Below are 26,225 nucleotides of genomic sequence, written 5' to 3'. Positions count from 1 at the left end.
TCCCTAGTTGGATCAACAATTTTGTGAAGCTAGGTAACAACCTTTTTTCTCAGGAGTCGGCCATGATGGATAACGGCAGTAATACCAAGCAGCGTATCATTCAGGAATATGTTCCCGGCAAGCAGGTTACCCTTGCCCATCTCATAGCCAGCCCTCACCGGGACATCTATCTCAAGCTGGGGCTGGACGACAGCGCCTCCGGGGCCATCGGCATCATGACCATCACTCCAAGCGAGGGAGTAATCATCGCCTCGGATGTCGCTACCAAAGCCGCTTCAGTGGAAATCGGTTTTCTGGACCGTTTCGGAGGGTCCCTGCTCATTCAGGGCGATGTTGCCAGCGTGGAAGCATCTCTTCGCGCGGTGCTCGATTATTTTGAGCAAACCCTGCACTATTCGTCCGTTGAACTGACCCGGTCTTAACAGACTGTTGAAAAACGGCAATCTGCGTTTTTTATTCTTTCAACGGGCTGTAAAACAAACCGGAAAACCATGAAAAAAATGATGTTCGCGGGCGAAACCCGTTGCGGCAAAAGCTCGCTTATCAGGGCTCTTTCCGGAGAATCCTACACTCCGCGCCGGGCCATGGCCGTTGAATACTTCGGTCCGTTCATCAACACTCCGGGTGAATTTCTGGAGAACAGCTGGTTCTACCACGCCCTTATCACTTCCTCTGCTGACTGCCACGTGCTGGCCCTGGTACAGGACTCCACCCGCCGGACCAGCCTCTTTCCGCCTCTTTTCGCTTCCATGTTCAATCGTACGGTCCTCGGCATTGTCACCAAAACAGACTCCCCTGATGCAGACCCTGTTCTGGCCGAACGCTTTCTCCGGCAGGCCGGAGCCAAAAAGATAATACGCACCAGCAGTGTGTCCGGCGAGGGAATTGAGGAGATACTGTCCGTTCTGAATTCTTCTGATGCTGGCCCCGCCATGGAAGACTCCCGCAAGCTTGAAGAGAATCGGTAACCCCGCCCAAGCATCATAACTGCAGAAGAGCTGCTTATATTGGTTTGCAAACATTATTTTTGACTGTTACAAAACAATTGTTTCAGCAAAAATAATGAGAAGAACAATGCTTTCATGAAGGATACGGTTGAAATGCAATTGCTTTCAACCGCCTCAACCATGACTTCTGAACAAGCCTGCAGTGCAAAGTGGCCATGCGTTTATACAACATCCTTACTGCCGTTAAGCCCAAAACCATTCAGCATTATCTTGCCTACATGGTTGCCGGACTTGTTCTTATTCAACTTGGCATCACCTGGTTCCTCATCTCTGACCTCACTTCCAATATACTGAAGGAACAGATCGGGCTGCGAGCTCTCCAGACAGCGCAATCCATAGCCCATACACCGATGATCCGTGATGAACTGCTGCTGAATGATCCCGAAGGAAAAATTCAGATTCTCGCAGAAAACATCCGCAAAAAAACAGGCGCCACCTTTATTGTTGTGGGGGATGCTGAAAACAGACGTTTTTCACACCCGGTTCCGGAAAGGATCGGACAGACGTTTGTCGGCGGCGATACCGGGCCGGTTATCAAAGAGGGAAAATCCTACGTATCTGAAGCTGTAGGAACGCTCGGCCGATCCATCCGTTCATTCGTACCCATCCTATCCACGGACCAGAAAATTATCGGCTTTGTGTCCGTTGGTTACCTTTCAGCCAGCGTAAAGAAAAGCATTGCCGAACACATGCACCGGCCGCTGATCTTCATCCTCTGCCTGACTCTGCTTGGTTTTGTAATCACGGCCTGCATTGCCCGCCATCTCAAAAAGATCACCCTCAATCTGGAACCGGCAGAAATAACCAATCTCTACCTTGAACGGGGAGCCGTGCTGGAGACCATCAGGGAAGGAGTCATAGCCACAGACCACAAGGGAGAAATCCGTCTGGCCAACAAGGCCGCGCTCAAATACACCTGCTTCTATTCCGCGGAGCTGGTCGGAAAACACATTGACGACGTGATTCCCTGCGCCGGTCTCAAACATGCCCTGACCACCGGAGAAAGCGAGTTCGATCAGGAACGGATAGTGAACGGACAGGAACTGATCTTCAATATAGTCCCGGTCCTTAAAGACGGCGCCATCAAGGGACTAGTGGCCAGCTTCCGGCGAAAGGACGAGCTGGACCGCATTTCCCATGAGCTCTCCAGCATTCAGGAATATTCCGAACTGATGCGCGGGCAGACCCATGAATACTCGAACAAACTCCACACCATAGCCGGGCTTATCCAGATAGAAGCCTATCAGGAAGCTCTGGATCTGGTCAGCCATGAATCATCCGGATACGAGGATTTGATCAGGTTCCTGAACAAGGCCGTCCCCCACCCGGTGATCGCGGCGATTGTGCTTGGTAAATACAACCGGGCAAGGGAGTTGAAAATAAACTTCCAGGTCGACCGGGAAGGGACCATGGTGGATGTGCCGGACTGGATCAAGCAGGAAAAGATTGTCACAATTGTCGGCAACCTGCTGGACAACGCCTTTGAAGCGGTGCTGGAGCAGGACAAGGACAACCGCAATGTCTTCCTTTCCTTCACAGACCTTGGAAACGACTTTGTCTTTGAAGTGGAAGATTCCGGCCCCGGAATTCCACCGGATAAAGTGGAGCATATCTTCGAGAAAGGGATTTCGTCCAAGGGAAGCACGCGGCGCGGGCTTGGCCTCTATCTGGTCCGTCAGAGACTTGATGAGCTTGGCGGATTCATATCCGTTTCAACGGCGAAATCCGGCGGAACACTCTTTTCCGTAGTAATTCCAAAAGCCAGGTGTACTGTCGCATGATCGATGTCAAAGTAGTTATCGTAGAGGATGACGCCAGAATTGCAGATCTCCACCGCCGCTTTACCGAAAGAGTGCCGGGGTTCAGCGTGGTGGCCATAGCCCAGGGGCTTGAGGACGCAAAAACCATGATCCGCCTTTACAATCCCGACCTCATCCTGCTGGACCTGTACTTCCCTGAAGGAACAAGTCTGGATATGCTGCGTGAAATCAGGGCCAAGGGGATTGAAACCGACGTGATTCTTATAACCGCCGCCAGAGAAATGGGACCGCTCAAGGAAGCACTGCGCGGGGGTGTGTTCGACTATATTATCAAACCGGTGATCCTCGACCGCTTTGTGACCTGCCTTGAAAAATTCGGTGAATATTTCCGCCGCCTGCATTCGGAGGAAGCCATAGAACAGAAGGATGTGGACAGCATCCGCAACCTCAATCCGGCCTCATCCATGTCCGAATCCTGTCCCGAAACCCTGCCTAAAGGGATTGACCCCCTGACCCTTAAAAAGGTCAAGGCCGCCTTCGGAAAGGATATATCGGGTAGGCAGGAAGGTCTGAGCGCCGAAGAAATGGGCGAGATAATAGGAGCGAGCAGGTCCACGGCCAGACGCTATCTGGAATATCTGGTTTCCATCGGCAGCATTTACCCCGATGTTGTGTACGGCACAGTAGGACGACCGGAGCGCAAATATTTCAAAAACTGATTTTCCGTTTCAGAACTCAAGCATCAGTAGCAACTTTCCTGCCCCAACATGTTTCCGTCACTGCGATGCCCGACCAATCCGTTGTTTCATAGACACAGCACACTCTTTTCATATCTTAAAATCGTCCCACTCATCAAGCTGCACGATGCTGAGTACTGATACTCCTCGACTCAGCCGATAATAATTTCGTTTCGTACTGCCGTTTTGTCCACATTTTCACATTCGTGAACAAAATAAACAATATTACCATAAAACAAAAAAAGCACATTAAGCGGTTAATAACCTTTCCTGGGATTTTTAATATAGCGTCGGACCCGGATGTAACAATTGGGAAGTAGCTGTATGAAAATTTTTTGAAATTCTGCTTAAGCAGAGGAGGGTTTATGAGACGTTTATTTGCAGTATTCTGTGCGCTGGCTCTGATTGCAACCATGTCGATTCCCGCATTTGCAGGCAAAGTGGTGCTCAAACTCGGCCATATTGCCGAACCCGTACATCCCTACGGGCAGGGTGCCGAAAAATTCGCCGAGCTTGTAAAGGAAAAATCCGGTGGAGAAATCATCGTCAAGGTATTCCCCTCCTCGCAGCTGGGCGGACAGAAGGACCTTATCGAAGGCCTCATCTTCGGAACCGTTGATATGGCGCTGGTGGGAACAGCCGTACTCGGACAGTTTCAGCCCCAGATTTCAATTTTCGACATGCCCTTCCTCTTTCAGGACCGTGAGCATGCCTACAAATCTCTTGATACCGTAGGCATGGACCTGGGCAAAGCCCTTGAACCCAAAGGCATCAAACTTCTCGGATACATGGAAAACGGTATCCGCCACCTGACCAACAACGTTCGCGAAGTAAAGACCCCTGCCGACATGGATGGCCTCAAGATCAGGGTCATGACCAACAAGATCTACATTGAAATGATGAAATCCCTCGGCGCCTCCCCCACTCCCATGGCTTTCGGCGAACTCTATTCCGCAATGCAGCAGGGCACCGTTGACGGACAGGAAAACCCCAGCGCCCACATCTGGACCAAACGCTTCTTCGAAGTCCAGAAATACGCATCCAAAACAGCTCACTCCTATGCCCCGGAACCGCTGGTAATGTCCATGATCAGCTGGTCCAGACTCAATCCTGCCCAGCAGAAAATCATCATGGAAGCAGCCAGGGAAGCAATTGACTGGCAGCGCAAGTTCTCCACTGAAAAAGATGAAGAATACTGGACGCTCATTGAAGGCACCGGAAAAATCAAAATTACCGAAGTTGACCGTGATCAGTTCGCGCAGGCAACAAAACCTGTTTACGACAAATTCGCCGATGTCGTCGGCCAGGAAAACATCGACAGAATTAACGCTCTTAAAAAATAGTCGTTTCAATCGGAGCCGGGCAGCTTCCCGGCTCCGGATTCTCAGGGAGGATTCCTGATGGACAAGCTATTCGAAAAACTGCGTGCAGTCCTTTACTGGATTTCAGTAACCTCAATGACCGTCATGCTGGCTCTGATCTTTTTTCAGGTCGTGACCAGATACTTTTTCGGACACACCTTTGAGTGGTCTGAAGAACTGGCAAGATTTCTTTTTGTCTGGGTTGTATTTCTTGGTTCAGCTCTGATCATGGGAGAAAGCGGACACCTTGCCGTACAGATTCTGCCGACCAGACTGAAGGGTTCCGCATCAGGCCTGCTGCTGGAAATATTCATCAATCTCTGCAGCTATGCCTTTACCATGCTTCTGCTGGTGCAGGGAGCCAAGATGACCTCGGTCATGACCTTCCAGGTCGCTCCCGGACTCGGTATTTCCATGAGTGTGGTCTATTCCATAATCCCGATCAGTGCGTTCCTGATGATACTCTATCTTATCAAGGACACGGTAAAAATAATCAGCAGAATCAGGGAACACTGCGGATCGGCCGCAATTTCAGACCGGAAAGCAGAAGTCGGGAGATAGTCATGGAAGCAGTATTACTCGGTTCATTTCTCGGCCTGACATTTCTGGGAGTTCCCGTCGCCTATGCGCTGGGACTTTCCGTATCGATAATTCTCTACCATTACATGCACATACCCCAGGTCATGATCACTCAGGTCATGTACTCCGGTATTGATTCCTTTTCCTTCATGGCCGTGCCCTTTTTCATGCTGGCCGGTTCCTTCATGTCTGCCGGCGGGGTAACCTCCAGACTGGTCAATTTCGCTCAGGCCCTTGTGGGCTCGTTCACCGGCGGTCTGGCTCAGGTGGTCGCTGTTTCGGGCATGTTCTTTGCCGCCATTTCCGGATCATCGGCAGCAACGACTGCCGCCATCGGCTCGACCATGGTAGATGAAATGGAAAAGAAAGGTTACCGCCGCGAACTGGCTACGGGTATCGTGGCAGCCGGCGGGACAGTGGGAATCGTCATACCGCCGTCCATCACCCTTGTCGTTTATGGAGTAATTGCCGGGGCATCCATCGGCGACCTGTTCATGGGCGGCATGATTCCCGGACTGCTCATGGGACTGACGATGTGCCTGGTCAGCTACGCCATTGCCAAAAAGGAAGGTATTCCGGCAGAGGGATCATTTTCATTCATCAACCTGCTGAAGTCATTCAAGGATTCATTCTGGGCGCTGATGACCCCGGTGATTATCATCGGCGGAATTTACGGTGGAATCTTCACCCCCACCGAAGCCGCGGCCGTAGCTGCCGTTTACGGCATCTTTGTGGGGTTCTTTATATACAAGGAGCTTACCCTCAAGGATTTTCCGCGCATCATCTTCCAGGCTGTTATGGGGACCACAATGATCATGTTCATTGTAGGCGCCGCCAAGGTTTTCGGCTGGATGCTCACCAACCTTGAAATACCGCATCATATCGGGGAATATATTGTATCCCTTACCGATTCTCCGGCCATGTTCCTGATCATGATGAACGTGCTGCTGCTCTTCATCGGCACCCTGATCAACGCCTCGGCCGCAGTAGTCATCCTGACCCCCATATTCCTGCCGGTAGCGGTCAAACTGGGTATCGACCCGCTGTTCTTCGGAGTGCTGATGGTCATCAACCTCGCAATCGGTTGTATAACCCCGCCCGTAGGACTGGACCTGTTTGTAGCCAGCGCCATCACAAAAGTTCCGTTGGAAAAGGTTATGAAGGCATCGGTTCCTTATCTGGTAGCCCTGCTGGTTTCCCTGCTGGTGATGACCTTCTGTCCTCCGATCATCACCTTTTTGCCGAACCTTCTGCACTAACCAAACGTAAATAATTAATGGTGTTTGCGGGATAAAAGCAGTTATCCTGCAAACACCGCATAGGCTGTAAGTCCCTTACCTGCCGCCATGAATCCCCTGCAGTCTACCGGTTGCAGGGGTTTCCCAGTTATCGGCAACCGGCCGATGAGACAGGTAATCCGGCCAAAAGGTTGCTGCCTCTTCGCATAATCCCGTTTTTCCTACCCACGCGGCTCTGGTGTTTTCCTGATAAATCTGAGAGAAAAACAGAAACCATCAGTACAATTACTGCTGTAAGGAAATATAAGATGACTTTGACTTCCACCATAGCCCTTGTTTTTGCGGTTTTCGTTTTCTCCGCCATCCCCGGCCCCGGAATAATGTCGATTATCGCCCAGTCGGTTTCAAAAGGATTCAGGTTCGCGGCCTTCTGGACGGTCGGCATCATAGTCGGCGACCTGATATACCTGCTCATGGCTATTTTCGGGATGAGTCTGGTTGCCCATAAACTTGGTATGGGTTTTATGGTTCTCAAATGGATAGGCGCCGCGTATCTGATTTATCTGGGCGTAAAGTGCTGGTTTGCCTCGCCGCCGCCGGAAGAAAAGGCGGAACTCCCCAAAACGAAAGGGCTGGTCAAAACATTTTTCGCAGCCCTTTGTCTGTCCCTAGGCAACCCCAAGCTGATAGCGTTCTACTGCGGATTCCTGCCCGGATTTGTGAACCTGAAAAGCATGAGCGCCACAGACCTTGTAATGCTGGTATGCACCATCATTACCACAGCGCTGACAACCCTGCTTACGTATGCCTGGATAGGCAGTCGCGGTCGCAAAGTCATCCGCAGTCCGAAAGTCTGGAAAATTGCAAACCGTTGCGCCGGTTCAGTCCTCCTCGGTTCCGGTGTCGCCGTGGCAACAGAATAATCAGATACAAGCTGGATGGGACTCTCGCCGGGAGCCTGATTGCATGTCTACAAAAACGGGACATCCGAACGCCGGATGCGCCTTAATCGATTTTGCCGAAGACGTAATCCAGCGCAAGGTCAACATGGGCCTGAACGGAATCAATCAGCGGAACGGAAACATCATCCTTCCCGACCAGCAGACCGATTTCCGTGCATCCCAGAACAACCGCATCCACCCCTTGTGCGGCAAGCTGTTCGATAATCCCGATATACTCCGCTTTGGTACGGTCTACGATCTTTCCGCAGCAGAGTTCGTCAAAAATGGTCCGGTGCACGAATGAACGCTCTTCCGCAGGCGGGACAATCACTTCCAGCCCGTGTTTTTCACGCAACGGCCGGGAAAGGAAATCCTGTTCCATTGTGAACGCGGTCCCAAGGAGTCCTAGTTTTTTTGCACCGATTTTCCCTGCGGCCATGGCAATGGCATCGGCCATGTGCAGCAGCGGAATATCAACCGCGCTCCGAACCCTGTCCGCTTCCTTATGCATGGTATTTGTGGCGATGATCAGTGCATCCGCACCGCCGCCGGCAACGCTTTTTGCAGCCTTCTCCAGCCCTTCGGCAATACCTTCCCAGTCGTTTACTTCCATCTTTTCCGCAAACGGCCCGAAATCAACACTGTGCATGACCATGGGGCAGGAGTGCAGCCCTCCTGCGATATTTCTTACACCTTCGTTCAGCAGCCTGTAATACGTTACCGTAGATTCCCAACTCATCCCGCCGATTATTCCGAGAGTTCTCATTTCATTACCTCCGATCATTATTAAAAGTCATATTCGCCCTCTGATACCAGAACAAACTGTACTGTTAAATAAACAATATTTCATTTTAAATAGAGTACAGATTTGAATATCGAAAAAAAAGTACTTCAAAAAAATAAAACCGCACAGTTTTTCGGCAAAATTACCATTCCGCAAAAAGCAATGATCTCATCCGGCTACGCGAAAATCCACACTATTTAAGAAGAGATTAAAAACATTACTCAATTTTAATTATAAAAACCAGCAGAATCAAGTCTGCATAAAAAATAAATAATTATTTTCGAATTTTATCGCTCACAGTTTTACATAACAAACTATCTGCAAACCAGACGAAACCGGTATGAAAACCATCTTTTTGAGTCATTACATTTTTTGCAAAACACCTCTTGACGTGACCTTGATTAATAACATACCTATCGAGCAGGTATAAAAACCCATCCAAAGGGGAGGTATTAATACCTCCTTGACAAATGGGGAATGAGGCGCGTCGGATCGGTGTGCCCCGTTTATCTGTTTCAGGCGGTTTTCCATGGAGGATTAAGCCGCAAAGATCAACCGGGCTGACACTGAACGGGGCAACAAAGGTCCTAAGCATAAGGCTTAGAGTCCAATTGCATTGAGAGGGGATCGATATCATGGCAAACGGAAAAAAATTATTACGATTGTCCGGTATCCTGATTGTCCTGGCAGGGGTGCTCTGCTTCCACATGGAGGCGCTGAGCATGGTCGGAACCCCCCAGGAGAACGGCAACAAGCGTCCAGATCTGATCATGATCGACACCATCGCCGCTCAGGAAAAACCGGAAATGCCCGCTGTTGTGTTTCTCCACGAGGCACACTCCAAGGCGGTGGCCGAGCAGGGCAAAGACTGTACTGCCTGCCACCAGAAGAAAGACGGTGCTATGTCCTACAAGTATAACAGACTCCAGGACGGCACACCCGAACAGCTTAAAGAAATTTACCACAACGGATGCATCAGCTGCCACACGGCCCAGGCCGCGGAAGGCAAGAAGACCGGCCCCAAGGTCGGAGAATGCCGCAGCTGCCACGTTGCAGACCCCGAAGTCAGCGCTGACAGGGTCCCAGCCGGTATGGACAACACGCTCCATTACCGTCACTGGAGCTCCAAGCTCATCGCAAAAGACAAGGGCGAAGACACAAACTGCGGTAAATGCCACCACGTTTACAACAAGCTCACCAGGAAGCTTGAATACGTGAAAGGGCAGGAAGACAACTGCAGTGTCTGCCATACGGCCAAGCCTGAAGGCGACGTGAAGCTGAACACATCCGAAGCCTATCACGGCGAGTGCGTATCCTGTCACCTTGAAATGAAGGCAGCCAAAGCCGAAAAGACCGGTCCTGTTGACTGTGCAGGATGTCACGGCAAGGAAAAGGCCGCGGATCTCAAGGAAGACGATGCCGCACTTATGAAAAAGCTGGGCGGCACACTGCCCCGCCTGCCCAGAAAACAACCCGACGCAGTTCTGCTGACCGCTCCGATTCAGGAAAACGTATCAGTCAAAGCCTCCATGGCTTCCGTCTCGTTCGACCACAAGGCTCACGAGAATTACACTGACTCCTGCACTTCCTGTCACCACGAAACAATGAACAAATCCTGTTCCACCTGCCACACCGTCCGCGGTTCCAAGGAAGGCGGTTTCGTTACTCTCGAGCAGGCAATGCACAAGGCTGGCAGCACCAGATCCTGTGTGGGCTGCCATGCCGTAAAGCAGAAAGACCCCAAATGCGCAGGCTGTCACGAACTCATGCCCGGCAATGCCGTCAAATCCGAGGATACCTGCAAGGTCTGCCATAACGGTCCGGCACCGGCATCCAAGGAAACAGCTGCAATGGACGCCTCCGCCAAGGCCGCCATCGCGCAGTCCCTGATTCTGGAACGCCCCGCTGCACCGCAGCTGGTGGACGAAAAGGATATCCCCGAATTCGTGACCATCAACGTCCTTGAAAACGAGTACAAGGCCAGCAAGCTTCCCCACCGCAAGATCATCATGAGCATGGTCGGCAAGATAAAGGATGACAAAATGGCCACCACCTTCCACAGCACACCTCTTTCCGTGTGCGGAAGCTGCCACCACAACAGCCCCGCAAGCGCGACTCCTCCGAGCTGCGCGAGCTGTCACGGCGGAGACTACAAGACTCGTGACGGACGTCCGGGACTCAAGGCTGCCTACCACGTACAGTGCATGAGCTGCCACGAGAACATGGGCCTGAAGAAGCCTGCTTCGACCGACTGCACCGCATGTCACGCGAAGAAACAGTAACGGCTAGCCTGAAGGAGAACAGATAAATGTTACGCAGAACATTCCTCGGAATGCTGGGCGCAGCCTGCGTGGGAGCATCCCTCCCCGCAGGCGCCGAGGCAGCAGGCCACGAGTTCAAAGGTTACCCCGGCATGAAGGGTGTACTCTTTGACGCCACCCGCTGCATCGGATGCCGCAAGTGTGAAGCAGCCTGCAACACGGTCAACAAGCTTCCGGAACCCGAGAAAAAATTCGATGACCTGTCCGTACTGGACACCAAGCGCAGAACGGATGCTAAAACGCTTACCGTGGTCAACAAATACAGCGGCCCGGAACATCCGGTCTTCCGCAAAACCCAGTGCAACCACTGTCTTGAACCGGCATGCGCATCCGCCTGCTTCGTCAAGGCATTCAAAAAACTGCCCAACGGGGCGGTTGTATACGACGAGTCGGTCTGTGTAGGCTGCCGTTACTGCATGGTAGCCTGCCCCTTTGAAATTCCGGCATACGAATACGATGAACCTCTGACTCCCAGAGTCATGAAATGCACCATGTGTGCTCCGCGTCTGGCCGAAGGCAAACTGCCCGGCTGTGTCGAAGCATGCCCCAAGGAAGCACTCGTATTCGGCGAAAGGGACAAACTCATCAAAATCGCCCGCGAGCGCATCCGCCGCAACCCCGACCGTTACGTGGACCACCTCTACGGTGAACACGAAATGGGCGGAACCAGCTGGATGTACCTTTCCGGCGTTCCCTTCAACGAAATCGGCCTGCGTGAAGATCTCGGCACCAAGTCCGCTCCCGAACTCACTGCCGGAGCCCTTGCAGCCGTTCCCATGGTCGCCGGTCTCTGGCCCGTGCTTCTGGGCGGAATCTACGCCGTAAGCAAACGCAACAGCAAAATCGCCGACGAAGAACGCAAGGAAGCAGTAGCTTCCGCGCTCGCCAAAGCGGGTGAAGAGGCAGAAAAGACCCTCGATGAAGCCCTGCGCAAAGCGGATGTAGCCAACAAGCGTCAGATCGAAGTCGAGGTCAAGAAAGCTGTGGAAGAAGCTCTGTCCGCCAAAGACGACCAGGGCGAAAACAGCGAGAAGGAGGAATCCTAATGTCCGCTCCCGCAAACAACGGGCCTAAATCGGCCTTTACTACTTTCAATCTGGTAGCCGGCGCTATCATCCTGGTGGGACTGGTCATCACCGTGATCAGATTCACCAAGGGTATCGGCTCGGTAACCAATCTCGACGACAACAACCCCTGGGGCATCTGGATCGGGTTCGACCTGCTCTGCGGCGTTGCTCTTGCAGCCGGCGGATACACCACCTCGGCAGCATGCTACATCTTCGGCCTCAAACGCTTTCACTCCGCAGTCCGCCCGGCGATCCTGACCGCCTTCCTCGGCTACGCTCTGGTTGTATTCGCACTGCTTTACGACCTCGGTCGTCCCTGGAGACTGCCCTTCCCCATTTTCTACCAGCAGGGAACAACCTCCCTGCTCTTCGAAGTGGGTCTGTGCGTCATGATCTACCTCAGTGTACTCTTTGTTGAATTCACTCCCGCCGTATTCGAATGGCTGGGCTGGAAGAAAATCAGGAACGTGGTCATGAAACTGACCCTGGCCCTGACCATCTTCGGCGTGGTTCTTTCCACACTGCACCAGTCCTCCCTCGGCGCGCTCTACACCATTGCACCTTCGAAAGTGCATCCGCTGTGGTACTCGCCATACCTGCCGCTCTACTTCTTTGTTTCAAGTATCGCAGCAGGGTTATCCATGGTCATCTTTGAAGGAACTCTCTCCCACAAGTCCCTTCACCGCATGATGGACAAGGAATACCTGAAGCATCACGACAGTGTTGTGCTGGGATTCGGCAAGGCCTGCTCCCTGGTGCTCTTCGGCTACTTCTTCATCAAGATGATCGGCGTGGCTTACGGCAACAACTGGCACTACCTGACCACCGGGTACGGCCTGCTGTTCCTCACCGAGATACTCGGTTTCGTAGCCCTGCCCTGCTTCCTCTATGCTGTGGGTGTACGTGACAAGAACCTTGGCCTGATCAAGAAAGCCGCCATCATCACCGTGCTCGGCATCGTCTTCAACAGGTTCAACGTCTCCATGATCGCGTTCAACTACAATCTTCCCTCTGCGGAAAGGTACTTCCCCAGCATGTCGGAAATCGGAATCTCCGTTTTCATCGTGACTCTCGGCGTAGTTATTTTCCGTTTCATCACCACCAGGATGCCCATCTTCTTCGAGCATCCCGACTACAAGGGCGACCACTAGTCCGCCCATATAGGAGATAAAAGATGGAAGCACATAACCTTCAGGAATACTACACTTTCACCAAAGGGATAGTATACCTTTTCATGGGCGGGGCCCTGGTCGGGGTCACTTTGTTCTGGCAGTTCCTCATGGGCGGAAAGGCCTACCGTGACGAAAACAAAAAAGATTACGGCGACCACCACTAAGCCGACACTCGAGGAGAAACTACAATGTACGAACTTCTGACCGGGCCCGTGCTCTGGCTGGTTTTCGCCATCAGCTTCGGCGGTCTGCTGGTACGCATAGTGCTCTATTTCAAGGGCCTCAACCAGCAGCTCGACCGCGTGGCATACCGTGCCCACATGTCCTACGGACTCAAAGGTGCGTTCAATTCGATAATTAGCTGGCTCAACCCTGTTGGTGCCCGCGGCTGGAGAGTTAAACCCGGCCTTACCTTCATAATCTTCGCATTCCATATCGGACTGCTCGCAACTCCGATTTTCCTCGCGGCACACAACACCATGCTGCAGGAAAATCTGGGCTTCAGCCTGCCGCAGATGCCTGCGTTCCTGGCCGATGTCCTCTCGTGGACCGTGATTGTGGCCTGCATTTCCATCATCCTGCGCCGTATAGCGCTTCCGGAAGTCAGGATTCTCACCACAGCCTACGACTACCTTCTGCTGATAATAACCGTTGCGCCTTTCGTAACCGGCCTCATCGCCCGTTACCAGGCAGGAGATTATCAGTTCTGGCTGCTGGCCCACATAATCACAGGCGAAATCTGGTTGCTGTGCCTGCCTTTCACCAAGCTCAGCCACTGCGTGCTCTTCTTCTGTTCCCGCGCACAGCTCGGAATGGACTACGGTATCAAACGCGGCGGCATGAAAGGCTCGACCTTCTCCTGGTAACAGGGAACCGATTCGCAACATAGAGGAGAAGCATAATGCCTCAAGGTAAGCTTTGTAACAGACAGCCGATCAACACCGAAGAACAGCTCAAGCTGACTCTCTCGGACAAGAGCGGCAAGCAATATTACGCTGAAATGGAAGAACTGGATGTGGATACCGAACTTCTCTGGTCCACACTCCAGAAGACACTTAAATCAAGGACCAAAACCTGGCTCGAAATATGCGCCCATTGCGGAATGTGCGCCGACAGCTGTTTCCTTTATCAGGTAAACGACTGCGTTCCCGAGCAGGTTCCCTCTTACAAGATCCAGTCCACCCTCGGTGAGATGGTCAAGAAAAAGGGCAAGGTCACCAACGAGTTCATGCGCCACTGCATGAAGGTAGCCTGGTCTCAGTGCACCTGCTGCAACCGCTGCGGAATGTACTGCCCCCACGGCATCGACATGGGCGTCATGTTCTCCTACCTGCGCGGAATCCTTTATTCACAGGGATTTGTTCCCTGGGAACTCAAGATCGGTTCCGGCATGCACCGCGTATACCGTGCCCAGATGGACGTTACCACCGAAGACTGGGTTGAAACATGTGAATGGATGGCCGAGGAAACCGAAGAGGAATGGCCCGGCCTGACCATCCCCGTGGACAAGCAGGATGCAGACATCATGTACACCTGCAACGCCCGCGAGCCCAAGCACTATCCCGAAGACGTGGCCGAAGCCGCCATCCTCTTCCATGTTGCCGGTGAAAACTGGACCGTACCTTCGGAAGGATGGGAACAGACTTCCCTTTCCATGTTCGCCGGAGACTGGGAATGCTGCAAGGACAACGTCGCCAACGTTTACTCCGCAATCGATAAGCTCAATCCCAAACGGGTAATCGGCACCGAATGCGGACACGCGCACCGTGCCACCGTTATCGAAGGCCCGTACTGGGTCGGCCGTGAAGACGGGCTTCCCCCCAGACCGTACATCCACTACGTGGAATGGCTAGCCGAAGCTCTGCGCGAAGGCAAGCTCAAGATCGACCCCGCCAAGAGAATCAAGGAACCCGTAACCCTGCAGGACTCCTGCAACTACGTGCGTAACCACGGTCTCAAGGCCATAACACGGGAAATTCTCAGCTATATTGTCGAGCCCGGCTACTTCGTTGAAATGGCACCCAACAAAGAGCACAACTACTGTTGCGGCGGCGGCGGCGGATTCAACGGAATCGGCCTTTACCGTCCTCAGCGCAACGTAGCTCTGCGCAAGAAGATGGATCAGATCCTCGCCACTGGCTGTAAACTGGTCATCGCGCCCTGCCACAACTGCTGGGACGCAATCCGTGACCTGGAGGAAGAATACGAGATCGGCATCCGCTGGTCCTTCCTGAAGCCTCTGATTATCGGCATGCTCGACGTTCCCGAAGGCATGCGAGTCGAATGGTAGTGGCACCGGTCGCTTGCGACCGGTGATTATCTGATATTGTCCGCAACGAACGAGGTGTCACATGTTCAAGAAAATCCTTTTGGCGACTACCGGCTCTCCTGCGAGCTTCGGAGCCGCCCGAGTAGCCTTCGACATGGCGAAGCGCTACGGATCCGAAGTAACGATCTTCCATGTCGCGGGAGTGCCCACCAAGGCTTTCTCCCATGTCGTCAACGATGTCCGCACCGGTGAGGAAATAGAAGTCGACGCAGACTATCTGGCCTGGGTTGAAGAAGAACTCAAGACCACTTTCGCCAAGCAGTTCGAAGGCGCAGACAACGCAAAGATCGTTCTGGCAACCGGTGTACCCGCCCGTGAAATACTTCGCGAAGCCCGTAAGGCGGATACCGATCTGATCGTCATGGCCGCAAGCTCCGGCGAAAACAGATCCTTCCACAAGGGCTATCCGGGAAGCACCCTGCAGAAGGTGGCCAAGGCCGCCCGCTGCCCGGTCCTTTCCGTACACCGCGAATCCGCTTCCTACTGGGGCGGGTTCTCCAACATCCTTTTTGGTACCGACTTCTCCAAGCAGGCTGAGAGCGCATTCAAATTCGCTCTGTCCACAGCCCGCGAACTCGACTGCGACCTGACTATCTTCCATGCCCTGGACATCAGCGGCAAGGTTCTGGACCAGAATGAAATCGAGGAAAACCTCATCAGTGCCCGCAAGCGGATCAGGGAAACATACGTTCCGCTGATGGGCGATTTCAAGAATTACGACATCGAAGTATGGGAAGGAACTCCCTACGTCGAAATTGTCAAGCTCGCCCGCGAGAAGGGAGTGGACCTCATATGCCTCGCCCATCACACAAACGAGCTTGATCCGGAAAGAGCACGTATCGGCTCGACTGTCGAACAGGTCATTTTACGGGCAAACTGTCCGGTGGTCAGCGTCAGCAAGCCTGATAAGGTATAGGTTGATAACTGAATCTGAACAAATCCGCACCGACGGCAGCGGTGATGACCCGCTGCCCGGAATGTAAAGGATGAAGATTCACAGGAGGAGTTATTATGTCCAAGAAGATTATGATTGTAGACGACGATCAGGATATCCGTTCCTACCTCGGCGAACTGTTTGCCGACAACGGATACGAAACCGTCATGGCTGAAGACGGAGCGGTTGCAGTGGAGATCGCAGAAAAGGAAACCCCCGATCTCATCACACTCGACCTTGAAATGCCCGGTGAATGGGGACCGCGCTTTTATCGCAAACTGACCCAGAACGATGATCTGAAAAGAATACCGGTCATTGTGATCAGCGGACTCAATGCCAACAAGTATGCAATTCCAAAGGCAATAGCCACCCTTACCAAGCCCTTCGATGCCGAAGAGCTGATAAGGATAGTCAAGGAAACCATAGGCTAAAGCAATTCCATATCGGGGCCGGGCGGAGGGCAACCTTCGTTCGGCCCGGCTTTTTTAGCTTGAATATATGTTGAGGTACGGTGTAGGCTTCTATCCACAGAGGGCGTATAAACCCTTAAAATCATTACAAAGGTGACTAAATGCCAAAAAAAATAATGGTTGTGGATGACGATCCGTACATCGTTGATTACCTCGTAAGTGTGTTTGAGGACCACGGTTACCTGACATGCCGTGCGTCCGACGGGGTCTCGGCCTTCGATGTGGCCATGGCGGAAAAACCGGACCTGATAACCCTTGACCTGGAAATGCCTCATGAGTGGGGCCCCAGATTTTACCGCCGACTGACTCTTGAAGATGAATTTTCGAATATTCCGGTTATCGTTATCAGCGGACTGCCGGGTATTCACATGGCGATCAAGAGGGCTGTGGCAACAATCAAAAAGCCTTTTGATCCCACGGAAGTAATCGAAATTGTGCGAAAGGCCCTGGGCGAGACCGACGACTGATTAAATTCGGTCGTCGGTGGCCTTTCCCTTTTTCCGGCACTTAAGGCCGGAAATCGTATCATATTTCCCGGGGGTGCAGGATGAGTGACAGGAAATTGATGCTGGTTGACGATGAGGAAGGACTCAGGCGATTCCTCGGACTGACGCTTATGGATTTCGGCTACACTGTCAAAACCGCCGAGAACGGAGAAGCGGCCCTCAAACTGCTTAAAACCTTCCAGCCCGACATAATCCTCACCGACATCAAAATGCCGCGCATGGACGGCATCGACCTGCTCAAGGCTGTTAAATCAGACTACCCGCATGTGGAAGTGATCATGCTCACCGGGCACGGTGACATGGACCTTGCCATTGAATCCCTGAAATTCGAAGCAGCCGATTTCATAACCAAACCGGTCAACGATGAAGTTCTCGAAATTTCCCTTGAGCGGGTAATGGAAAAGATCCAGCTCAAACAGCAGGTGCGCGAATACACCGAAAATCTGGAACGGCTGGTGGAAGAAAAGACCAGACGCATAGTAGAGCTGGAACGCCAGAACGCAGCCTGTCAGGTTGTTGAAGGGTTGAGTGAAGCCCTTTCCAACGCAGCCGATGAAATAGAAACCGGAAGCAGCCTGTTCAACGAACTGCCCTGTCTTGTCTCGATCCACAACCGCTACCTTGAGATCGTCGCCACCAACAAACTGCTCAAGGAACGCCTCGGCGACGTTGTCGGCAAAAACAGTTTCGATATATACTCCGACCGCAATTCCCCCGGAAACGCCTGCCCCGTACAGCTCACCTTTCAGACCGGCAAGGGGCAGCGCAGCAAGGAAACCTTCATTACGGAAAACGGTGAGGAAATACCGGTCACGGTCTACACGGCTCCCATTCCGAACAAGAACGGCGAAATAGAACTGGTTCTCGATATCTCCGTGGACATGACCGAACTGCAAAGGCTGCGCGATGAACTCCTTGAAACACAATACAAATTTCAACGCCTTTTCGATGAAGCCCCCTGCTACATTTCGGTCCAGAACAGAGATTATACCATTTCCGAAGTGAACCGCCGCTTCAAGGAAGATTTCGGCGAACCTCTGGGCCTTGCCTGCCACAGCGCCTACAAACACCGCGAGGCTCCATGCGAAGAATGCCCGGTGCAGCGCACTTTCAAGGACGGCGAATCGCACCAGATGGAAACCGTGGTCAGCACCGGCAGCGGAGAACGCAAAAACATGCTGGTCTGGTCCGCGCCTTTGCGAAATGCCTACGGCGAAATTACGCAGGTAATGGAAATGTCGACTGATATCACCGAAATACGCCGACTTCAGGACCACCTGACCTCGCTTGGTTTCATGCTCGGTTCCATGTCGCACGGGGTCAAAGGCATGCTCACCGCACTGGACGGAGGTATGTACCGCCTGGAATCAGGGCTGCGCAAAAACGATACGCAACGGGTGGAAGAAGCCTCCAAAGCACTCAAGAACATTGTGGGCAGGATCAAAAAGATGGTCCTCGACATACTCTATTACGCTAAATCACGTGAGATTGAGGTCGAGGAAATACCGGCGGCGCAATTTCTCTCCGACACGGCCGCTCTTGTCAACGCCAAGGCTGCTGCCGCCGGAATAGAATACACTGTTTCCGTCCCGGACAATCTGGGCACAATCATGATCGACAGCAGCTCCATGTCCGCGGCACTCGTAAATTTTCTGGAAAATGCCGTGGATGCCTGCGATATCCCGATTCCGGGTAAACAATATTCTATCAGTATGTCGGCAGTAGAAGTTGCAGGGAACATTGAAATAACTATAAGAGACAACGGTTCGGGCATGGACCGGGAAACCAGAGACAAAATCTTTACCCTGTTCTTTTCGTCAAAGGGGAAAAGGGGGACCGGCATAGGTCTTTTCATCTCCAACCAGACCATTGAGCAGCACGGCGGAAAAATTCGGGTTGAATCGGAACCGGGCGAGGGTACATCATTCGTCATCACCCTGCCCAGAAGAACTGGAACCGCAAAACCGATTGTAGAGCAGGGCTGTACTGCAAATTAACAGACCTTTTCAGTGGAGAACTTTGCTTCTTCCCATATTTTAAGTCTCCTGATACATTGTCACATAATTATTTTCAGATAACTCAACAATCCTGAGACGCATTCATGAAACTGACTACCCGCTCCAGATACGGAACCCGGCTGCTGCTGGACATAGCCCTGCACTCCAAACACGGACCTGTCCCAAGCAAGGACTCTGCCCGTCGCGAAGATATTTCTTTGAAATATCTGGAAAAGATACTTAAAATATTAAAAGAGGCCGGATACATTAAAGGCAAACGCGGACCCAATGGGGGTAACGTTCTGACAATGGAACCGGAGGACATATCTCTTGGAAAACTCACCCGCATTCTGGAGGGCGACGAATCGGTCCTGGACTGCGACGGCGATGTCACCACCTGTCCGCGGGCGGCGGTGTGTCTGCGGCGCTCCATCTGGGACGATGCCAATCAGGCCATGTATAAGATGCTTGATTCCTATACCCTCGCAGACCTTGTAAAAGACGCACGACTCTGTCCCATGGACCGCCCGGATTAATTCGTGAACACCTGTTGATCCAGCGCTGTATTCCTGCCCGGATATAGAAACGCATCAATTCCAACCCCGCAAAAACATTGAAGAGATTACGCCACAGCCTTATCATGAAAATGATCCTCACAGGTGGGGTCACCCTGCTGCTGAGCGTTATTCTCTGGACCAGCTTCAATGTGCTGTTCTTCAAAAAAAACGTAACCGGCAATGTCATTTCCGACATTGCCATGCTTTCCGATACAGTACTGCTCAGTCTGCACCACGCCATGATGCTTGATGCCAAGGAATTCATCCAGAACGACATCAACAACATGAGCAGGCAGGGGGAAATAAAATCCATACGGGTCATCAACAAGAAAGGCCGCATAATCTATTCCAACGACCCGGAAGAAATAAACGATGTTATCGATATAAAAAGCGGCCCCTGCCAGAAGTGCCACAGCTTCAACCCGCCTCCGGCCACCATGAGCCTCAAGGAGCGCAGCCGGACAAAAACGGTAAACGGGAAAAATTATATGGGAATCATGACTCCGATTCCCAACTCCGAAGGGTGTGCCCCCGGGCCATGCCATGTGCACGCCAAAGGCGAAAGACTGCTGGGACTGCTGGACCTTGTGGTCTCCACCGAAAAGAAAAGCGCCATGCTCGGAACCTTTGAACGCGCCAATTTCGGGATTGCGCTGGTGGTTTTCATCGCCACGTTCGCAGCCCTTATTATTTATGCCTACAACTTCATCTTCAAACCTATCCGAAAGCTCATCAAGGCCACCAGAGACATCGGCTCTGCAAATGATTTTGTCGAAGTCCAACTGGACCAGACAGACGAAATAGGCACACTTTCGGATGCGTTCAACATGATGGGCCGTCAGGTGCAGGAAAAGCACAAGGCCCTGCTGGAACAGAAAGAGGAATACCGGGACCTGTTTGAGAACGTGCCCTGTCTGGTCAGCGTGGTCGACCTGAATTTCAGGGTGATCCGGCACAACAAGGCATACGAAGCCCACTTCGGCAAACCGAGGGGACGGCAGTGCTACCTCATAAACAAAAACCGTGACCGCAAATGCGAACAATGTCCTGTGGAAAAAACATTTTTCGATCTTGCCCCGCACATGAGTGAGGAATCAGGACTATCCAAGGACGGCAGACCTATCCACTGGATTGTTTACACCTCTCCTATCAAGGACCGGGAAGGAAAGATTGTCGCCGCCATGGAGATGATGGTCGACATGACCCGACGCAAGGAACTGGAGCAGAGACTCGCAGCTTCGGAACAGCGCTATCACGCAATTTTCGACTCCATACCCGGCGCGGTATTCGTTCTTGATGCCGAAACTCTGGACGTGGTCAACTGCAACGATCCGGTAGAGGGGATGTACGGATACGGCATCGAGGAAATTCAGGGAAGTTCATTTCTGCAGCTCTTCCGGGAAGAGGAACGCGCCGATTACGAACACCTGGTCAAAGTAAAAAGGGAAATCGGCCCCTGCTCGCAGATAACCAAATCCGGAACGCCCATTTATGCGGTACTGCGCATATCCCCGGCGGACTTCAACGGCAGCCGGACACTCATCGTCACCTGCAGCGATGTGACCAAAAAACTGGAAGCGGAACAGCAGCTCATTCAGGCCAGCAAGATGACCACTCTAGGCGAGATGGCTTCCGGTGTGGCTCACGAACTGAACCAGCCGCTGGCGATCCTCAAGACAATCAGCAATCTCATGCTGCGCAAGGTCAGCCGGGGTCAGCCCATAGACCCGGATATTCTCAAGGAAATGGCCGAAGGCGTCGACTCGCACGTGAACAGGGCCAGCAAGATAATCGAACACATGCGCGAATTCGGCCGGAAGTCCGATCTCAAGACCATGCCAGTGCAGCTTAACGAAGTGCTCAGACGCGGCTTCGAATTCTTCAGCAGGCAGCTTACAGTACGCAACATCAGTGTAGAGTGGAATCTGAACAGTCACCTGCCGATAATCATGGCCGATGCCAACAGGCTGGAACAGGTGGTCATCAACCTGCTCATCAACGCACGTGACGCAATAGAGGAAAACTGGGCCGGAAAGGTACCCCTTGCCGATGACAAGAAGATCTACATTTCCACCACGTTCACCCCGGAAAAGGTTATTGCCGAGGTGTGCGATACCGGTCCGGGCATTCCGGAAGCCATCCGGGGACGTCTTTTCGAGCCTTTTTTCACCACCAAGGATGTGGGAAAAGGCACCGGACTGGGACTCTCAATATCCTACGGCATAGTCAAGGATTACAGCGGCACCATCAGGGCTTCCACAAAAGACGGGGGCGGCGGCTGCTTCACGCTTATCTTCCCACGGGCGGATATAGCGGAAGACAACCGCTAGTCATCAGACCGAAGCAACTCCGTGCGCCCGGCGTGATCCGTTTCCGAGGGGCAGCCTGACCACAAACTTTGTACAATGTCCGGGATCGGAGAAGACTTCCATTGTTCCGTCATGCTGGTCGGTTATTATGAAGTATGAAACGGAAAGCCCCAGCCCGGTTCCCTTGCCCGGCGACTTGGTGGTATAGAAAGGCTCAAACACCCTGCGACAGGCATCCGCATCCATTCCGGGACCGTTGTCTTCAACCTCAACCACAGCCATGCCGGATTCAATCCCGGTGCTGACGATTATTTGCGGCAGAGGACTGTTTTCCCGCTTTTCAGAAACCGCCTCGGCCGCATTTTTGAGCAGATTCAGAAAAACCTGCTGAATCTGGTTTCCTTCACAAAAAACAGGAGGAATGTCCGGTGCGTATTTTTTTAGCAGGGAAATATTTTTGAAATCGTAATCCTTATTAAGATCGTAATCACTGGCGATGAGCTCCAGAGCATTATCAAGAAGTGCGGCGAGATCGTTCTGCTCAAAGCCCTCACCGCTCTTGCGGCTGAAGCGGAGTATGTTGCTGACTATACGGGCAGCTCTGGTACCGGCGTCATGAATGCTGTCTATCATTTTCGGAATATCGCGTTCGACCATGTAATGACGCATACTATCCAGATCTATCCCGCATAGCCGGGCCGTCTCCCTGTTCTTCTTCATATCATCCAGCAGACGTTTGCGCATGTTCTGCACGCTTCCCATTATCGCAGCCAGCGGGTTGTTGATTTCATGAGCCATGCCCGCCGCTAATCCTCCTACGGAAAGCATCTTTTCGGACTGAACCATCACCTGCTCCAGCCGAACCCGCTCGGTGACATCGTCAATACGGATTACCGCACCGGGCATACCGTCAGCATACAGGGGAAAAACAGCTATATCCTCATACCGGGCAACCCCTCCCACCATATGAACACGCCGCATATCGGACACCGGAGTACGATTCCTGATGGCATCATTTATCTTCTCCATCTCATCGGAAAGATAAGGTATAAGTTCAGCAAACCGTTTTCCCCTGGCTTCGCTTTTGGCAATTCCGATGGCCTGTTCGGCCTGAATATTCCATTGAGTGACCAGACCGTTTACATCCACGCTGATCAGAATTGACGGCATGGAATCAATGATCCCCGCAATATAATTTCGCGCATGCATCAGGTCCTGCTCGAACTGCTTGCGTTCGGTAATGTCTGAAGCAAGGGCCATCACGTGCATTCCTTCCGGAAGTCTGAAACGGCGCAGCTGAACATGCACCGGAAACTCATAACCATCCTTTCGCCGGGAGACCCAGTCGAAGGACATAAATCCTTCGCTGACACAGCCGTAGACCTGATCCACAGCATCCTTCTGACTGTAACCGACACCGCTCAAATCCTCTATGAACAGGTTGACTGCTTCCTGAGCGGAATAGCCGAACATCCTTTCGAAGGACTTGTTCACATCAAGAATATGTCCATCTGCATCGTGTATGAAAACGCAATCCGGTAAAGCATCAAGAAGAGTCTGCAGCCGCTCCGATGAGGCCTCCACTTTCTGTCTGGAGACATGCAGTGCTTTACTCATCTTATTGAATTTGGCCGCAAGTTCTCCTATCTCGTCACCGCTCTGAACGGAAACCGAGACCTCCTCTTCCCCATGCGAAAGCCTGCGCACGGCTTCGGTAAGGGAAAGCAGCGGTTTTGTTATACTGCGGCTGACCAGTACTGCTGTGGCCGTTACGCCGATAATGATACAGACCACGGCAAGCAGGGCATAGCGGGACTGTGTGGCGATCTTGACCTGATTTGCGGCTTCGGAATACCCCAGAACAAGAGTCCACGGCGCATAGCGCAGCCGGACTTTTACATTGAGCGTCGGATCCTGCTCTGGTCCATAGAGCGAGGAATAAAAAAAGGATAGTTCCGGATTGAAGAAATCATCTCTCTCAATTCCGGGCCCGACAGCAGTGGACTTACCAGCGACAGCATCAGCACCGGCAGCCAGAGCGTCATACGCAGGAGTAAGCACCAGTTCGGGATGTTTGGTGTCGGCCATACGCATCCCCCCGCCTCCAAAGAGAATCGCGCCGTATACGGAGTCCTCTTCACCTCCACGCGGGACAAGAATCTTCTGAAGAACCGCAGCGTTGTACCGAAACCGCAATACTCCTAAAATTTCTCCGGAAGTGTCCCGGACAGGACAGCTGAAATATAATGAAGGCTGACTTGAAATCCCCGAAAGACCGACTGTGGAAACATATGGAAGCCCGGTCATTATCGGCTGCACGAAATAACTGCGGTCCGACTTGTCTGTCCCGAAATCAGGTCCGTAGGTGTCGGCCACCGCATTCCCGCTCATGTCCAGAAGGGCTATGGATGTTATATTGGTCTGATCACGCCTCTTCAAAGCGGTCAACAATCCGGCTACAGCCATTTCCTCCGGAGAATCATCACGCTTTTCCGGCGGGATACGTAAAAATTCCGCAAACTGAGGAATGGTTGATTCAGTCCTGACGGTTGAAAGGTTACTCAGCAGGAAAGAGTCCAGTTCATCAGCCGTGTGCAGCGCGGCTGCCATCATCACCTGACGACTGTTTGCGGAAAGGGCATCGGATGTAACCTTCTGATCCAGAATGGCCAGAACGCATATGGGCAGCAGGGAAACAAACAGAAAAGTGCTCAAAAGCCGCTGCCGCAGACCTGCCGGTCTGCGAAAGGAGTACAACGCCATGAAAGCCAGCAATAAAGCCAGCCCCAGTAAAACATAAATGGTTGTATCGGAAACAGAATCCGGCCACTCCATACCGGCAAAGCCGTCTGCAGCCGCAGTTACAGGGCGTGTAATCTGAAAAACTGAGGATAAAAATGCTCCTGCTGAACCCACGCGGAGAAAGCGGTCAAACCGGATTTTCATTTAGGGTCCCCCGCAGCCTCGCCCACAAAAACAGGATCAAGTATATTATCAAGATTCGGAGCGGTAGAGGCATCGCCTACACTTATAAAAAACTCAATCTGCTTTGCACCGGTTTTATACAGAGACAGAGAACTGTTCCGACTGAAAACATCGGCGTTCCCCTCCCTGGACAACAGACGGCACCCTTCAACGGAAATAGTTGAATTTCCCAGTCCCGCCGCTTCTGCGATTATGGGATCGCACTCCTCCCTGTGCGTCAGCCAGTATTCCTGAGCTTCGAACCATGCGTCCACAAACGCCTGTACGGATTCCGGTCTTGATCTGACCACTTTACCCTGAAAGGCGATTACATCCGGAACCATTCCCGGAGTATCTGCCGTGGTGAATAAAATCTTGTAGCCCTTCTCCTTTGCCTTCGAGAGAAACGGTTCCCATGTATACCCGCCCTGAATCCGTTCCGGCATGGTTTCCAGAACAATTTCCGGCCCTACATCCACGAGGGTCAGGTCTATCCGGGAAAGTCCGTACCAGCGCAGCAGTGTGGTAATTATGAACTCGCTGCCTGATAGCGCCCCCTGAATTCCTATACGCTTGCCAGCCAGATCGGCCGGAGAATTTATTTCAGGGGTCACAACCAACCCTTCCGCTCCTTCCGAATAGTCGGTTGCCAGCACAATCTTCATATCAGGGATATCGCTCTTGAGCAGCTCGTAAAGCCCCCCATGGGCCACATCAATTCTGGAAGCGGCAAAATCGGAAAAGATATCAACGTAGGTGTTGTAACGGATAAGTTCTACAGAGACTCCGTGTTTTTTGAAAAAGCCCTTTCTGTCCGCGATGACAACCGGATACCACCCTGTCCATGGAAACCATCCTACACGTAGCACTCGTTCCTGCCGGACAGGCTTCTCCCGGTTGCATGCGCAGGTCGCTGCCATGGCAAAGACACACGCAACCAGAATAAAAAACACAATCATCCTACGCATTGACGAACCTGCTCCGTTTCACCAAAAAGATTATCACAATAAAGATTCAGTCCATACAATTAAATGACACAGCCACATACAAATGTACAGCCAAAAGCAGTGAACACGGTCTCCTTCAAAAGAAGCTTCCTGTTCAAAACAACAGCATTTTATACACGCAGTACGATTTTACACTGTTTTCAGTCACTGAACAGCTGCCCATAAAGGGAAAACAAAAAACCTTC

Annotated in this window: 23 protein-coding genes; 20 read left to right on the top strand and 3 right to left on the bottom strand. The window is 52.3% G+C overall.

Annotation, left to right across the window (positions count from 1 at the left end; genetic code table 11):
• Positions 1-62: 62 nt before the first annotated feature.
• The 8 genes from ACKU4E_RS16685 to ACKU4E_RS16650 all read left to right on the top strand — a co-directional run bounded on the left by ACKU4E_RS16685 (position 63) and on the right by ACKU4E_RS16650 (position 7,605).
• Positions 63-422: a BMC domain-containing protein gene (locus ACKU4E_RS16685; protein ID WP_320172209.1), complete on the top strand. Its 360-nt coding sequence runs from the start codon at positions 63-65 to the stop codon at positions 420-422.
• Between the two features lie 69 nt (positions 423-491).
• Positions 492-968, top strand: a complete 477-nt coding sequence (locus tag ACKU4E_RS16680; protein ID WP_320172208.1) for a EutP/PduV family microcompartment system protein — start codon at positions 492-494, stop codon at positions 966-968.
• Between the two features lie 194 nt (positions 969-1,162).
• On the top strand, positions 1,163-2,788 hold the full coding sequence (locus ACKU4E_RS16675) for a sensor histidine kinase (protein ID WP_320172652.1): 1,626 nt from the start codon (positions 1,163-1,165) through the stop codon (positions 2,786-2,788).
• Positions 2,785-3,486, top strand: coding sequence for a response regulator (locus ACKU4E_RS16670; protein ID WP_320172207.1), 702 nt, complete (start codon positions 2,785-2,787; stop codon positions 3,484-3,486). The genes ACKU4E_RS16675 and ACKU4E_RS16670 overlap by 4 nt, the downstream gene beginning before the upstream one ends.
• A 383-nt stretch (positions 3,487-3,869) precedes the next feature.
• On the top strand, positions 3,870-4,847 hold the full coding sequence (locus ACKU4E_RS16665; protein ID WP_320172206.1) for a DctP family TRAP transporter solute-binding subunit: 978 nt from the start codon (positions 3,870-3,872) through the stop codon (positions 4,845-4,847).
• 57 nt (positions 4,848-4,904) lie between these two features.
• Positions 4,905-5,426 carry a TRAP transporter small permease gene (locus ACKU4E_RS16660; protein ID WP_320172205.1) on the top strand — a complete coding sequence of 174 codons (522 nt, stop codon included), beginning with the start codon at positions 4,905-4,907 and terminating at the stop codon, positions 5,424-5,426.
• A gap of 2 nt (positions 5,427-5,428) precedes the next feature.
• Positions 5,429-6,703, top strand: coding sequence for a TRAP transporter large permease (locus ACKU4E_RS16655; protein WP_320172204.1), 1,275 nt, complete (start codon positions 5,429-5,431; stop codon positions 6,701-6,703).
• Positions 6,704-6,990: 287 nt separating this feature from the next.
• Positions 6,991-7,605: a LysE family translocator gene (locus ACKU4E_RS16650; RefSeq protein ID WP_320172203.1), complete on the top strand. Its 615-nt coding sequence runs from the start codon at positions 6,991-6,993 to the stop codon at positions 7,603-7,605.
• A gap of 82 nt (positions 7,606-7,687) precedes the next feature.
• Here ACKU4E_RS16650 and ACKU4E_RS16645 read toward each other — a convergent pair whose 3' ends face one another.
• Positions 7,688-8,389 (bottom strand): aspartate/glutamate racemase family protein, encoded by a 702-nt coding sequence (locus ACKU4E_RS16645; RefSeq protein WP_320172202.1) that lies wholly within the window; start codon positions 8,387-8,389, stop codon positions 7,688-7,690.
• A gap of 653 nt (positions 8,390-9,042) precedes the next feature.
• Here ACKU4E_RS16645 and hmcA point away from each other — a divergent pair.
• From hmcA to ACKU4E_RS16585, 12 genes are all read left to right on the top strand, one after another.
• On the top strand, positions 9,043-10,689 hold the full coding sequence (hmcA, locus tag ACKU4E_RS16640) for a sulfate respiration complex hexadecaheme cytochrome HmcA (RefSeq protein ID WP_320172201.1): 1,647 nt from the start codon (positions 9,043-9,045) through the stop codon (positions 10,687-10,689).
• Between the two features lie 26 nt (positions 10,690-10,715).
• Positions 10,716-11,774, top strand: coding sequence for a sulfate respiration complex iron-sulfur protein HmcB (hmcB, locus tag ACKU4E_RS16635; protein ID WP_320172200.1), 1,059 nt, complete (start codon positions 10,716-10,718; stop codon positions 11,772-11,774).
• Positions 11,774-12,946, top strand: coding sequence for a sulfate respiration complex protein HmcC (gene hmcC, locus ACKU4E_RS16630; RefSeq protein WP_320172199.1), 1,173 nt, complete (start codon positions 11,774-11,776; stop codon positions 12,944-12,946). The genes hmcB and hmcC overlap by 1 nt, the downstream gene beginning before the upstream one ends.
• 23 nt (positions 12,947-12,969) lie before the next feature.
• The gene (gene hmcD, locus ACKU4E_RS16625) at positions 12,970-13,131 is read left to right on the top strand and encodes a sulfate respiration complex protein HmcD (protein ID WP_320172198.1); all 162 of its coding nucleotides are present in this window, start codon (positions 12,970-12,972) and stop codon (positions 13,129-13,131) included.
• 24 nt (positions 13,132-13,155) lie between these two features.
• Complete coding sequence (gene hmcE, locus ACKU4E_RS16620; RefSeq protein ID WP_320172197.1) at positions 13,156-13,833, top strand: sulfate respiration complex protein HmcE; 678 nt, start codon at positions 13,156-13,158, stop codon at positions 13,831-13,833.
• A gap of 35 nt (positions 13,834-13,868) precedes the next feature.
• On the top strand, positions 13,869-15,257 hold the full coding sequence (hmcF, locus tag ACKU4E_RS16615) for a sulfate respiration complex iron-sulfur protein HmcF (protein WP_320172196.1): 1,389 nt from the start codon (positions 13,869-13,871) through the stop codon (positions 15,255-15,257).
• A 61-nt stretch (positions 15,258-15,318) separates the two neighbouring features.
• Entirely contained in the window at positions 15,319-16,212 is an 894-nt protein-coding gene (locus ACKU4E_RS16610) for a universal stress protein (RefSeq protein WP_320172195.1), read from the top strand.
• 95 nt (positions 16,213-16,307) lie between these two features.
• The gene (gene divK / locus ACKU4E_RS16605) at positions 16,308-16,661 is read left to right on the top strand and encodes a DVU0259 family response regulator domain-containing protein (protein WP_320172194.1); all 354 of its coding nucleotides are present in this window, start codon (positions 16,308-16,310) and stop codon (positions 16,659-16,661) included.
• A gap of 140 nt (positions 16,662-16,801) precedes the next feature.
• Positions 16,802-17,167, top strand: coding sequence for a DVU0259 family response regulator domain-containing protein (gene divK / locus ACKU4E_RS16600; protein ID WP_320172193.1), 366 nt, complete (start codon positions 16,802-16,804; stop codon positions 17,165-17,167).
• A gap of 80 nt (positions 17,168-17,247) precedes the next feature.
• A complete protein-coding gene (locus ACKU4E_RS16595; RefSeq protein ID WP_320172192.1) occupies positions 17,248-19,203 on the top strand; it encodes a response regulator in 1,956 nt (651 codons plus the stop codon).
• A gap of 104 nt (positions 19,204-19,307) precedes the next feature.
• Entirely contained in the window at positions 19,308-19,739 is a 432-nt protein-coding gene (locus ACKU4E_RS16590; RefSeq protein WP_320172191.1) for an Rrf2 family transcriptional regulator, read from the top strand.
• Between the two features lie 77 nt (positions 19,740-19,816).
• On the top strand, positions 19,817-22,090 hold the full coding sequence (locus ACKU4E_RS16585; RefSeq protein WP_320172190.1) for a PAS domain S-box protein: 2,274 nt from the start codon (positions 19,817-19,819) through the stop codon (positions 22,088-22,090).
• A 3-nt stretch (positions 22,091-22,093) separates the two neighbouring features.
• On the opposite strand, the gene ACKU4E_RS16580 is transcribed toward ACKU4E_RS16585, so the two are convergent.
• Entirely contained in the window at positions 22,094-25,015 is a 2,922-nt protein-coding gene (locus ACKU4E_RS16580) for a PAS domain S-box protein (RefSeq protein WP_320172189.1), read from the bottom strand.
• Entirely contained in the window at positions 25,012-26,001 is a 990-nt protein-coding gene (locus tag ACKU4E_RS16575; RefSeq protein WP_320172188.1) for an ABC transporter substrate-binding protein, read from the bottom strand. The genes ACKU4E_RS16580 and ACKU4E_RS16575 overlap by 4 nt, the downstream gene beginning before the upstream one ends.
• Positions 26,002-26,225: the final 224 nt, after the last annotated feature.

Origin of the sequence: Maridesulfovibrio sp., assembly GCF_963677005.1 — a bacterium.
GTDB lineage: Bacteria > Desulfobacterota > Desulfovibrionia > Desulfovibrionales > Desulfovibrionaceae > Maridesulfovibrio.
Note: the sequence above shows the minus strand (reverse complement) of the source record. Positions and strands in the feature narration are given on the sequence as shown.